The 12,895-nt window shown below is 46.2% G+C and carries 9 protein-coding genes and 1 pseudogene; 8 read left to right on the plus strand and 2 right to left on the minus strand.

Features of this window, described 5'->3' with window-relative positions; all coding sequences use genetic code 11:
* Positions 1 to 595: 595 nt before the first annotated feature.
* The 3 genes from AACV78_RS09580 to AACV78_RS09590 all read left to right on the plus strand — a co-directional run bounded on the left by AACV78_RS09580 (position 596) and on the right by AACV78_RS09590 (position 6,478).
* A complete protein-coding gene (locus AACV78_RS09580; protein WP_194012446.1) occupies positions 596 to 4,801 on the plus strand; it encodes a CheR family methyltransferase in 4,206 nt (1,401 codons plus the stop codon).
* 424 nt (positions 4,802 to 5,225) lie between these two features.
* Positions 5,226 to 5,606 carry an endonuclease domain-containing protein gene (locus AACV78_RS09585; protein ID WP_194012447.1) on the plus strand — a complete coding sequence of 127 codons (381 nt, stop codon included), beginning with the start codon at positions 5,226 to 5,228 and terminating at the stop codon, positions 5,604 to 5,606.
* Positions 5,607 to 5,734: 128 nt separating this feature from the next.
* Positions 5,735 to 6,478 (plus strand): HAD family hydrolase, encoded by a 744-nt coding sequence (locus AACV78_RS09590; RefSeq protein ID WP_194012448.1) that lies wholly within the window; start codon positions 5,735 to 5,737, stop codon positions 6,476 to 6,478.
* 63 nt (positions 6,479 to 6,541) lie between these two features.
* On the opposite strand, the gene AACV78_RS09595 is transcribed toward AACV78_RS09590, so the two are convergent.
* Both AACV78_RS09595 and tsaD read right to left on the minus strand, forming a co-directional pair.
* A complete protein-coding gene (locus AACV78_RS09595; protein WP_194012449.1) occupies positions 6,542 to 7,033 on the minus strand; it encodes a GNAT family N-acetyltransferase in 492 nt (163 codons plus the stop codon).
* Positions 7,034 to 7,318: 285 nt separating this feature from the next.
* A complete protein-coding gene (gene tsaD, locus AACV78_RS09600) occupies positions 7,319 to 8,389 on the minus strand; it encodes a tRNA (adenosine(37)-N6)-threonylcarbamoyltransferase complex transferase subunit TsaD (RefSeq protein ID WP_194012450.1) in 1,071 nt (356 codons plus the stop codon).
* A 341-nt stretch (positions 8,390 to 8,730) separates the two neighbouring features.
* Between tsaD and AACV78_RS09605 the strand changes: the two genes are divergently transcribed.
* From AACV78_RS09605 to AACV78_RS09625, 5 genes and pseudogenes are all read left to right on the plus strand, one after another.
* Positions 8,731 to 9,219, plus strand: a complete 489-nt coding sequence (locus AACV78_RS09605; protein WP_194012451.1) for a Photosystem I reaction center subunit III — start codon at positions 8,731 to 8,733, stop codon at positions 9,217 to 9,219.
* 116 nt (positions 9,220 to 9,335) lie between these two features.
* The gene (gene psaJ, locus AACV78_RS09610) at positions 9,336 to 9,464 is read left to right on the plus strand and encodes a photosystem I reaction center subunit IX (RefSeq protein ID WP_193971956.1); all 129 of its coding nucleotides are present in this window, start codon (positions 9,336 to 9,338) and stop codon (positions 9,462 to 9,464) included.
* Between the two features lie 280 nt (positions 9,465 to 9,744).
* The gene (locus AACV78_RS09615; RefSeq protein ID WP_194012452.1) at positions 9,745 to 10,557 is read left to right on the plus strand and encodes a carbon-nitrogen hydrolase family protein; all 813 of its coding nucleotides are present in this window, start codon (positions 9,745 to 9,747) and stop codon (positions 10,555 to 10,557) included.
* Between the two features lie 168 nt (positions 10,558 to 10,725).
* A complete protein-coding gene (gene ilvN / locus AACV78_RS09620) occupies positions 10,726 to 11,244 on the plus strand; it encodes an acetolactate synthase small subunit (protein WP_194012453.1) in 519 nt (172 codons plus the stop codon).
* Positions 11,245 to 12,094: 850 nt separating this feature from the next.
* A pseudogene (locus AACV78_RS09625) lies at positions 12,095 to 12,814 on the plus strand (VIT domain-containing protein); the annotation flags it as partial.
* Between the last annotated feature and the right edge of the window lie 81 nt (positions 12,815 to 12,895).

Raw genomic sequence — 12,895 nt, forward strand, 5'->3', positions numbered from 1 at the left:
TTACCCCCCCCAACCCCCCCGCGATTTCGGGGGGGCTAAGACTTCATCCATAGCACATAGGTCAGAAAAATGGTATAACAAGTTATTAAAGTCAAATAGCCCTAGCTTGCCAAGAAGGCGATAAAAGCTTAAAATAGGGTCTTTTGAACAGAAAGTAGGGGGTATGCGAGCCGGTTCTCAGTCCGAACGATGGGACAACCAAATAGGCCCTAGGGGAATAGCATTTAAGCGATTTTGTGCGTAGTTTCTGAAGGTGGCAGGCAGAGGAGAGTATAAAAAAAAAACAGGATTATTTAAGTATTTGGGCCCAATTCCTACCATCGCTCTAACAGGGTACTTAATCCCTAATACCAATTTTTTATGAGGCTGCATAGAATCTGATCCCCCCTAACCCCCCTTAAGAAGGGGGGGACAAGATTCTTCTCAAAGTCCCCCTTCTTAAGGGGGATTTAGGGGGATCGGGATATATGCAACTTCATATTAAATTGGTATAAGACGGTTTCACAATTTTAGCAGCTCAAACTGCTATAAATTAACCTCGATTACATTTTTTCAAACTGACCAGATTAATTAGCTACTAATCGGCGGTACTTAAATGAACTTATTTAACGAAAATACATGGGGATCGATCGCCCCCGGTGCGATAAACTTAGAGCTCGAAGCTAAAACCGATGCCCCTTTTCCGATCGTCGGGATTGTGGCCTCTGCAGGAGGGTTGGAAGCATTCATCCAGTTGCTGATCCACTTACCCGCAGATACCGGCATGGCATTTGTGCTGATCCAGCACCTAGCGCCGGATCGCCACAGTTTGCTGGGCGAAATTCTCCGCAGAACCACGCAAATGCCCGTGGGCGAGGTGGAAGACGGCATCGCCGCAGAACCGAACCATGTCTACATCATTGCGCCGAATACCAAGCTGCTGCTGCAGGAAGGAAGGCTGAGACTGATGCCGAGGGAAAAGATTTTTGGCAAATATATGCCGGGAGATGCGTTTTTCGAGTCCTTAGCAGTCGATCGGGGAAACAAAGCCATCGCGGTAGTTTTATCGGGGGCCGATGGAGACGGCGCTCAGGGGCTCAACGCCATCAAAGCAGCCGGAGGCGTGACTTTTGCTCAATGCGAAGCAACCGCAAAATTTGACAGTATGCCCAGTACCGCCGTCGCTACAGGAAATGTCGATTTCATTCTGCCGCCGGAAGCAATTGCGCGGGAATTAGCAAATCTCAGCCGCCACGCCTTTATCGCCCTGCCGCTTCCGGTGGTTAACGCTGAGGAATTGCCCGAACCGGGATCGCCCCTGGCGACGATTTTTGCCCTGCTCAAATCGAGTACGGGCTTTGACTTCAGCAACTACAAACCGGCCACCCTGAACCGGCGAATGCAGCGGCGGATGCTGCTGTACAAGCTGGAACGATTGGCAGATTACGCTCAATATTTGCTGGATCATCCGGCGGAAGTCAGAGCTTTGTATGAAGAAATCCTGATCCACGTCACGAGTTTTTTCCGCGACTTAGAAGTTTTTCAACACTTAAAAGAACAAGTTTTTCCCACAATTACTAAAAATAAATCAACAGAGGCTCCGGTGCGGATTTGGGTGGCTGGATGTTCGACTGGTGAAGAAGTTTATTCGATCGCCATTTGCTTGTTAGAGTATTTGGGCGATCGGGATCTTTCGCTGCCGATCCAGATTTTTGCCACAGATATCAGCGAAGGGGCGATCGGCAAAGCTCGGTCTGGTTTCTACCCAGAAAACCAGATGTTAGGCGTTTCACCAGAACGCCGTGCTCGCTTCTTTGTCCCCCTAGAAACAGGCGGATATCGCATCAGCAAAGCAGTCCGCGAACTGTGCGTATTCGCCCGACAAAACTTAGGCATCGACCCGCCTTTTTCTAATCTCGATTTGATTAGCTGCCGCAATGTACTGATTTATTTAGCAGAACCTTTACAAAAACGAGTTTTATCGATTTTTCATTACAGTCTCAACCCAACAGGCTTCTTGATGCTAGGTACTTCCGAAAGTACGGGGAAATCTTCGGACTTATTTACTTTAGCCGACGGCCAGTCGAAAATTTATGCCAAAAAGTTAACTGCGACTCGTCCCCGACTGTCCTTTGCAACAAGTTTCTCTCCCCTCAACCAAATAGAAAATCCCCAGCGAATGAATCCCAATTTTGCTAACAGCTTTGACTTGCGACGCGAAACAGACCAATTGATTTTAAATCGCTGTGCTTTTGTGGGGGCCGTGGTCAACGACCAGATGGACATTGTGCAACTGCGGGGAGATACCAATCGCTATTTGAAATTAACACCCGGAACGCCGAGTTTAAATTTGTTTGCAATGGCGGTTTCAGGATTGTCTGTGGAACTTCGCACGGCAATTTATCAAGCGCAAACTCAGAACGTGACGGTGAAAAAAGAACGGGTGAGGCTGCAAGAGGGCGAATTCACGAATTTTGTTAATTTTGAGGTGATTCCGTTCCAACCTGCGATCGCTGAAGTGCGCTATTTTTTGATAGTTTTTGAAGAAGCTTTACCCCCACCGCTAGATCTGGCTGACGTAACTTTTGACAGCTTAGAACCAAGCGATTTGGAGCGGGAAATAGTGCGGCTCAGACAGGAACTGGCCACCGCCAACCAAGAAAAAACTGTGGCTCAATCGCACCTGCAAGCGGTGGTAGAGGAGCAAGAAAATCTCAATCAAGACTTGAGAGTTGCTAACGAAGAAATTATTTCGAGCAATGAAGAACTGCAAAGCATTAACGAAGAACTAGAAACTGCAAAGGAAGAAATTCAGGCGACTAATGAAGAACTGATTACCACTGTTGAGGAACTTCGCACTCGAAATCTAGATTTGCAGCAGGTTAATAACGATGTGACTAATTTGCTTGCAAGTATCAGTATTCCTATTTTAATGCTGGCAAACGATTTGCGGATTCGCAGCTTTACGCCGATGGCGCAGCGGCTGTTCAATCTAATTTCTACGGATGTCGGACGCCCGTTTAGCGACATCCGAGCCAATCTGGAAATTCCCAATTTAGAAGCGATGATTTGGGAGGTGCTCGATACTCTCAATACCAAAGAACAAGAAGTGCAAACTGCATCGGGATATTGGTACGCGCTCCGCATTCGTCCTTACCGCACAACGGAAAACCAGATTGAGGGTGTGGTGATGGTTTTGATCGATATTGACGCTCTCAAACGCAGTGCTGCAACGCTAGAAACAGCCCGCAACTATGCAGAAACAATTGTGGAAAGTGTGCCAACTCCTTTAATCGTGCTGGATGCTGGTTTCCGAGTGAATACCGCTAATCGATCGTTCTACGAAATGTTTAAAGTTTCATCTTCAGAAACCGCCCAAACTTGTTTGTTTGAAATTGCTGAGGGGCAGTGGAATATCTCGCAACTGCGAGGTATGTTGCAAGATATTCTGCTGAATAATGTGGAAGTTAAAAATTTTGAGGTGGAGCAGGTTTTTGAGCGGCTAGGGCCGAAAACTGTGCTGCTAAATGCTTGTAAAGTTGAGTCAGAAGAGAGGGTTTCGATGATTCTGCTGTCGGTGGAGGATATCACCGATCGCAAGCAGTTTGAGACAGAGCGATCGCAGTTATTGGAGCAGGAAAAGTTGGCCCGCCAACAAGCAGAAATTGCTAACAGAGCTAAGGATGAATTTCTGGCGAATCTCTCCCACGAGCTCCGCAATCCCCTGACTCCGATTCTGGCGTGGGCGCAACTGCTTCGCACCGGAAACTTGAGGGAAGCAGCCATCGATCGCGCCCTAGATGTGATCGAGCGCAGCGCTATGACGCAAGCTCAGTTAATCGAAGATATTATCGATATTTCGCGGATTACTAACGGTAAGCTTCAACTCAATATTAGTTCGATCGATCTGGCTTCTGTGGTGCAAGGGGCGATCGATGGGCTGCAATTATCAGCGGAAGCCAAAAACCTTGAAATTGTTTCGCAGTTGACTTCTGTAACTGTCTTGGGCGATGCCGATCGCTTGCAACAAGTTGTGTGGAATATCTTGTCTAATGCGATTAAGTTTACTCCGCCGGGGGGACGAGTGGAAGTTGCTTTACAGGCGATCGACGAGATCGCTCAAATTCAAGTCACCGACACGGGAAAAGGGATTGCGCCGGAGTTGTTGCCGCATATTTTCGATCGCTTCCGCCAAGGAGATTCTAGCACGACTAAGACAAATCAAGGTCTGGGATTGGGTTTGTCGATCGTCTACCATCTCGTCGAATTGCACGGGGGAAGGGTGCAAGCGGATAGTCAGGGGGAGAAAAAAGGAACTACAATAACTGTGAGATTGCCCCTGCGAGGCGAGGCTGAAGATATTGCACGGCTAAACGCTTTAGAGTCGGCTGCACTGTCAGAGCCTTTTAACACTTTAGGCGATCGTGTCCCTTCTTTAGAAAATTTGCAGGTTTTAGTTGTGGATGATGAAGCTGATACCCGCGAGCTCTTAAAATTTGTGCTCGAAAGCTACGGCGCGGAGGTATTGACGGCGGAATCTGTCAAAGTAGCGATGGCTGCTTTGACGGAAAATCCGGGCAGATATGACGTGCTGATTTCGGATTTGGGAATGCCCGAAGAAAACGGATATTCTTTAATTCGGCAAGTGCGAGCTCTGGCTGCTGCAGCCGGAGGAAAAATTCCGGCGGCGGCGCTGACTGCGTATGCGAGCGAGCAAGAGCGCGAAAGGGCGATCGCAGCGGGTTTTCAAACACATATTGCTAAGCCTGTGAAGCCTGTTCAAATAGCATTAATAGTGGCAAATTTAGCAGGAAGATTTTAAGCAATGTGGAATTTTGACTGATGATATTTTAGATAAAAATTAGCGGCTTCAACTCTTGTCCCCCCCTTAAGAAGGGGGGTTAGGGGGGATCTCCGGATCGAGAAAAGGAGAATTACGACCAAATACGGTTTACTTAATATATTTATGCCCCGGAGATCCCCCTCGCATTCCCCTTAAGAAGGGGAGTAGGGGTTGACTTTAAGAGCATTCTTGTTCCCCCTTTCTTAAGGGGGGTTAGGGGGGATCTCCGGATCGAGAAAAGGAGAATTACGACCAAATACGGTTTACTTAATATATTTATGCCCCGGAGATCCCCCTCGCATTTCCCTTAAGAAGGGGAGTAGGGGTTGACTTTAAGAGCATTCTTGTTCCCCCTTTCTTAAGGGGGGTTAGGGGGGATCTCCGGATCGACAGGAGGAGAATTATGACCAAATTAAACGACTCTAATTTCCACCTACCTTACAACCAAAAACTTATCCCAATCGCCCAGGAAATTCGGAAAAATCCAACTCCAGCCGAAAAAAAACTTTGGCAAAATTGTCTAAGAAATTTCCCTTTTCGAGTTTTGAGGCAGCGACCGATAGACAATTTTATTGTGGATTTTTATTGTGCTGCTTTAAGATTGGTAATTGAGGTAGATGGGGAAAGTCATTTTACGGAACAGGGGAAACAACATGATGCAGAAAGAACAGGGATTTTAGAGGGGTATGGACTCAAAGTTGTCAGGTTGACGAATGTTGATGTGTTGCAGTATTGTGAAGGAGTTTGTCAGGAGTTGTTGGCAGAGTGCGATCGTAATAGTTAGGGCCTAGATCCCCCCTAACCCCCCTTAAGAAGGGGGGGACAAGAGTATCATTGCGCTCAAAACAATTGCCAAAAACAGCACAACATGAGACAATACAAAAAAATATAGAAATTTCGGAGTTATGATTCTTGGTAAGTATTAAATGTCGAGACATTACCTTCTCAAATATTCAAGCCATAATCTTTGACAAAGACGGCACTCTAGAGGATTCTCAGGAGTTTTTGAGACTTTTGGGGCTTAAGCGAGCGCGCCTCGCAGATGCTCAAATTCCCGGCGTTGGAGAGCCTTTACAAATGGCTTTCGGCATCGAAAGCGGCAGCATTGACCCCACGGGTTTGCTAGCAGTGGGCAGTCGCAGAGAAAATGAGATTGTGGCGGCGGGATACATTGCGGAAACTGGCAGGGGATGGTTGGAATCTTTAACTATTGCGGGCCGCGCTTTTAATGAAGCGGACGAAATGTTTAAAAATGCGTCATCTTCTCCTATGTTTGTCGGCAGTTTGGAAGTGCTGAAAACTCTTTCGGAAGCTGGTTTAAAGCTGGGGATTTTGTCTGCTGCTACGACGGCGGCGGTGCAGAAATTTGTAAAAACCCATGAATTAAGCGATTGGATTCAGTTAGAAATGGGTGTGGATTCGACGGAACTTAATAAACCAAATCCGAGATTGTTTTTGCAAGCTTGCGAACAACTGGGAGTAAATCCCGCAGCGACTTTGATGGTGGGAGATTCAACGGGTGATATTCAGATGGGTCAGAATGCGGGGGCGGCTGGCTGTATCGGGATTTGTTGGGGAAATGCTTTGGCTAGTCATTTGGAAAAGGCTGATGTGGCGATCGCATCTTTGGATGAAATCATAATTGTAGCAGAGTAGGGAAACGGCATTGCCGTCTCCTCCAAATCAGGCCGATGGTAGGGAAACGGCATTGCCGTTTCCCTACAAACAACGCAAACCGAGAATTACGATATCCCTTTCAACGCCATCAAGTTCGGTGACTTGCGGCAGATATCCCCACTGCTGAAAGCCAAATTTCTCGAACAATCTTAAACTCGGCTGATTGTGGGCAAAAATCAGGCCTATCAGGTTTTTAAGTTGCAATTCGGGACTCCGCAGGATTGCCGATTGCAATAATTTTTGTCCAATTCCGCAGCGTTGGCGATCGGGCGAAACGTAGAGGCTAACTTCTGCTGTATGCTGATAGGCGGCGCGTCCGTAGAAAAGCTGAAAACTCAGCCACCCCACAATATTTTGTTCGGATTCCATTACCCAAATCGGCCAGGTATTGGGAGAATGTTCTCTGTACCACGCGAGGCGATTTTCTACTGAGACTGGTTCTAAATCTGCTGTGGACATTCTGCCCGGTATTGCTGCGTTATATATTTGAACAATTGCTGGTAAATCGCTTTCTACTGCGGATCTGATTTTCATGGTTTGGTTGACTGTTATTTGTTATTTGTTATTTTTTATTTTTTATTTGTTATAACATTTTTCTTTCATATGTGGTATGGATGAATTCTTAGCCCCCCCCAAAGCATCGGGGGGGTTGGGGGGGTAATATATAGCGCTACTTTATGAAATTAATATTAGTTGTTAGTTTTTGTTTGTTATTGGTTAGCTGTTAGTTGTTAGCTGTTAAATAACCACTAACTAATAACCAATAACCAATAACTAATAACCAATAACCAATAACAACTAACCAATAACAACTAACAGTCAACTACTGTACAATTGCATGATATCGCTAACTGCCATCCGCGAATTTGCTCCTAAATTCAGCGGTGATGCGTGTCCTCGCTGCAAGTGTTCTGCTGCGGCACAGCCGATCATTGCTGCGTTGTCCGTACAATATTTTAATGGGGGAAACAATACTCGCAAGTTGTGTTTGGTTGCTGCTGTTTGTAAGTGTTTTCGCAGTCCGCTGTTTGCTGCAACTCCGCCGCCTACTACTATAGTGCTGAGCCCGAAATCTAGCGCGCAGCCGATCGCTCTTTTTGTTAAACTCTTAGCTACTGTTTCCTGAAAACTCGCCGCAATATCATTAATTGTAGAGTCAGCTAAAATGCCTTCGCCACCGGTATTAATATCTTGTTTTTTAAGTTTCTGCACTAATTGCAAAACTGCTGTTTTCAACCCGCTAAAGCTACTATCGTAGGGATGGTAGCCGCCTCCCGGCATCGAAATTCTGCCTTCTGGTAGGGGGTATGCTTGGGGATTGCCAAGGGCTGCTAATTGGTCAATTACCGGCCCGCCTGGATATCCTAGCTGCAAGAGTCGGGCGACTTTATCAAAAGCTTCACCGGCCGCATCGTCGCGTGTTTGTCCTACTGTTTCGTAAACGCCACAATCTTTGACGTAAATCAAGCTGGTGTGTCCCCCGGAAACTAACAAGCACAAAAATGGCGGCTGCAAGTCGGGTTCGGTAAGGTAAGAAGCGTAGATGTGTCCTTCGAGGTGGTGGACACCTAAAAAAGGTTTTTGGTGGACTATTGCTAAGGTTTTGGCTGCTGTGAGCCCGACTAACAATGCACCTACTAAACCGGGTGCACAAGTGGCTGCAATGCCGTCAATTTCTGACCAACTCAGGTTGGCTTCACTCAAACACTGGGCAATTACCTGATTTAGCATTTCTAGGTGACTGCGCGAAGCTACTTCGGGCACTACTCCACCATACTGCTGGTGGATTTTAATTTGTGATGCTACAACATTGCTGCAAACTTGACGATTCTTAACAATTGCTGCTGCTGTTTCGTCACAACTTGTTTCGATCGCGAAAATGGTTGCCATTAACTGGTAATTTTATTTGATAGGTTAGCTATTGCTAGCTTAACTAATTCGGCGCAACTCCCCCGCTATACTTGTACTCAGGTTATAGCTCCTAGGAGCATCTGCCTCTCCTGTGGACAGATGCGGGCGATCGAGAAGTGATGCAAGCTGTGAAATATCTTTGCGGTATTGCTAGCTCTCACGCTGACTGATAAAATGCGAATCCCTGATTGTATTGGGTTTTCCCGCATCAATGATGGAGATTTTACACTCTCAGCAAGTGCGGTAATCTAGATTCGCGATCGGCAAGTTGAAATGCTTGTAAAAAAACTTATTGTTTTGTAACAAAGGGAAACAATTTCATGCGACGATTGTTTGCTGCAATTTTAGTGGTTAGTCTGTGGTTCAGTTTTGCTCCAGTTGCTTCGGCTTACAATTTAGTGCCGTGCAAAGACTCTCCCGCATTCCAAGAACTTGCTAAAAATGCGCGTTCTACAAATGGCGACCCAGCATCTGCTAAAGCGCGATTCGAGCGTTATTCTGCCGAGATGTGCGGCCCGGAAGGATACCCGCACTTAATCGTAGACGGCAATTTGAGTTTCGCTGGCGACTTTTTGATTCCCAGCGTCCTGTTCTTGTATATTGCTGGTTGGATTGGTTGGGTGGGCCGCGCTTACCTGCAAGCAGCCAAAAAATCATCAACTCCCGAGGAAAAAGAGATTATTATCGACGTTCCTTTGGCAATTAGCTGTATGCTGAGCGGTGTTTTGTGGCCTCTGGCGGCTGTCAAAGAAATCACCACCGGTGAAATGTTTGCTAAGGACGACGAAATTACTGTTTCCCCCCGCTAAAATTGGGAAATGGATCGGCGCTAATAGCTAGTAGTTAACCAATTGCACTGCAAATTAGCGCAATTAGCGGTAGACCGACAATTACCACCTGTCTCAAATTTTCAGGAGCAGAATTCATGCAATATTTTGTCAAGTTTCTTTCGACAGCACCAGTATTGGCCATCCTCTGGATCTCAATTCAAGCTGCGGGTTTGATTGAATTTAACCGCTTTTTCCCAGACTTGCTTTTCCATCCGCTACCGTAAGATTTGAGCGAAATTAGGTCGCAAAATCCAGTAAAAAAGTTGAGAGTTTTGAGTTTTGAGTGATGAATTAAAGGTTGATTGAAAACTCAAAAATCAAAACTCTCAAACTCTATAGCCTTTATCAGAAATATGAGGTGGGCATGGGTGGGCGCAGGGCATGGGGCAAAGAGGGCATCGGGCATCGGCATTGGTTATTTGTATGGCCTCACCAATAACAACTAACAACTAACAACTGACAACTGACAACTGACAACTGACTAATGACTAATATTGTGAATCGATGAAGTCTTATCTCGCCGCAGCAATTCAAATGACTAGCTTGCCTGACCTGCAAAAAAATTTGGTACAGGCAGAGGAATTAATCGACCTGGCAGTGCGTCGGGGTGCGGAATTAATTTCCTTACCAGAAAATTTTTGCTTTATGGGAGAAGAAGAGGATAAAATTGCTCAAGCAGAGGATCTCGGACTCCAAAGCGAAAAATTCCTCAAAACTATGGCCCTGCGCTTCCAGGTAACGATTCTGGGCGGCGGGTTTCCGGTGCCGACCGAGAGCGGGAAGGTATACAATACTTGTTTGCTGGTAGACCCAAACGGCAAGGAGTTGGCAAGGTACAAAAAAGTACATTTATTTGATGTGAATGTACCAGACGGCATTACTTACAGGGAATCAAACACGGTGAAAGCTGGTGAAGATTGGCCGCAGGTTTATGTGTCGCCGGAGTTGGGGACGCTGGGACTTTCTGTGTGCTATGACGTGCGGTTCCCGGAAATGTACAGGTATTTGTCGCACAAGGGTGCTGATGTTTTGTTCGTGCCGGCCGCTTTTACGGCTTACACGGGTAAGGATCACTGGAAGGTTTTGCTGCAAGCTAGGGCGATCGAAAATACTTGTTACGCGATCGCCCCGGCACAGACTGGACGCCACTACGGCCGCCGTCAAACTCACGGTCACGCGATGATTGTAGACCCTTGGGGTGTGGTTTTGGCGGACGCGGGAGAAGAACCGGGTGTGGCGATTGCAGAAATTAATCCCGATCGGCTAGAACAAGTCCGCCGACAAATGCCATCGCTGCAACACCGGGTTTTTCTTTAAAGGATTTTTGAGACCAATTGGTCTCAAAATTTCGGTTTCCGTCAGGGAAAAAGCCTAAATAATTTTGAGCCAAACATATTGTTTAATGAAGGTTCAATGACCGTGCAGTTCTGCTAAAAGGAGAATTGGCGAAAGTAGAATTGCACGAAATGCGTCTTTTTTGGAGAAATGAAACACACTCTTTCGGTTTTAGTTGAAGATGAAGCGGGTGTCCTCACTCGAATTGCTGGTTTGTTTGCCCGTCGGGGTTTTAATATTGAAAGTCTGGCCGTCGGCCCGGCGGAGCAAGTGGGAGTGTCTCGGATTACGATGGTTGTACCGGGAGACGATCGAGTGATCGAACAGTTGACCAAGCAACTGTACAAGTTGATTAATGTGCTCAAAGTTCAGGATATAACGGAAACTCCCTGTGTGGAACGGGAGTTGATGTTGCTGAAAGTTAATGCCGCTAGCGGGACGCGATCGGAGATCATTGAGTTAGCTCAGATTTTTAGAGCGCGAGTGGTGGATATTGGTGATGATACGCTGACTTTGGAAGTTGTCGGAGATCCGGGTAAAATGGTGGCGATCGTCCAAGTTCTAAATAAATTTGGGATTAAGGAAATTGCTCGGACTGGAAAAATCGCTCTGACGCGGGAGTCGGGGGTAAATACGGAGTTTCTCAAGTCTTTGGAAGCGAAAGTTTAAGCAAGCAGTCAAGCCTGAAGATACGGGATGTAGCAGATCCAATATCAAATCCGGTAGCATCGGAATTATATAGTGCTGTCCCCCCCGAGCGAAGTCGATCGTTCGGGGGGACAGCACTATCAATAATTTACATATTTGACACTCTCCAAAAGGTGAGAAGTCAGTCGATTTTAGATTGAGGGATTTTAGATTTTAGATTGAGAAGTCAGTCGATTTTAGATTGTAGATTGGGGGAGTCAGGGATTGAGAGATAGATCTGTCAATACCTCATCTTGTTGACACTCAAGCGGGCTAAAGCCACGCTCGATTCTGCTGACAGAATAACTTTAGTTATTACTAAAGTCTGATTCTCGCTACGCTAGCCAAACAACGTCTACTTAGTCACCCAAATCAAGTTTAGGTTTCTAGCTACTTTTGTCGTTTTAAAGTTTTCTGAACCATCACGCTTGCCAAAATACGGTACGCTCAACAACCTGCTGTTATTTGCCCTTTACTGTCATACTGTCATCAAACTTGCGCTCAACCGTTGTTTCCAGGGGCGGGAATTTCTCCGTACTAGGATGTCTCAACACGTAGATGTTTGTTCTTACTTACTTGTGGAACATAATACAATATCTCAATAAAAATAGCAACAAGAAAGAACACTCTTGACTTCAGTCCCCGTGTCGCTTCCCTCTCAGGACTAAAGTCGCTGAGTTTCCCGCATCCGGTATTAATTTTTATGAGAACTGCTCTATGTAAATGCAAAACACAGGTTCCCTCACTGTTTCGAGAAAGGTAACTCAGGAACGTTTCGCCAATGCTAAGGTCATAGTAGACAGAGCACCTCAAGTCTGATGATAAATACGCTATGAAGTTTGTCTGCGTTCTGTCCCCTCAACAATTGCTTTCTGCTGGTATCGCATTGTTTGCTGCGATCCTCTTCGAGGGCTTCGCTAACGAGTGTGGCGTGTGGCTAGCTCCAAACGCGGCTCTAGCCAACGCTAGGGAGCACAATTACTCACCTCTGTCGCCGAAAATCGTCGCTAGTAACGATGTTGGTTGCAACGTGGAAGCCCGATCGCCCGAAACTCGCTGTCATGTAGGCGGTTTGTTCGTCAAAACCCAAAATACTGCCAGAGAACAAGTTTTTCCTCTCAAAAAAACTGAAGTTAAAGCCAAAATTGCCGGCAATATCTCCCGTGTCGAAGTTGTTCAGAAGTTTGAAAATCCTTTTCCCGAATCTTTAGAAGCTGTTTATGTCTTTCCTTTACCCGACGAAGCGGCGGTGGATGACATGGAAATTAAAATCGGCGATCGCATTATTAAAGGTGATATCAAACGGCGCGATGAAGCTTTGGAAATTTACCAAAAAGCTCGCGAACAAGGCCGGACTGCGGGTTTGTTGGAACAAGAACGATCTAATATTTTTACTCAGTCTCTGGCTAATATCAAACCGGGCGAAAAAATTGAAGTTACGATTCGCTACACCGAAAGTCTCAAGTTTGTCGGTGGCGATTACGAATTTGTGTTTCCCACGGTGGTTGGGCCGCGCTACGTTTCGCGAAATATGACCCCCCCCAACCCCCCCTTAGCAAGGGGGGGGGCCAAAAAACTGTTATTTTTTTTTTAATTTGTATTTACCGTCTCTTTTTAAAAACTGACGCTGCCG

Origin of the sequence: Tychonema sp. LEGE 07196 (assembly GCF_963890365.1) — a bacterium.
In the GTDB taxonomy this organism is placed as follows: domain Bacteria; phylum Cyanobacteriota; class Cyanobacteriia; order Cyanobacteriales; family Microcoleaceae; genus Microcoleus.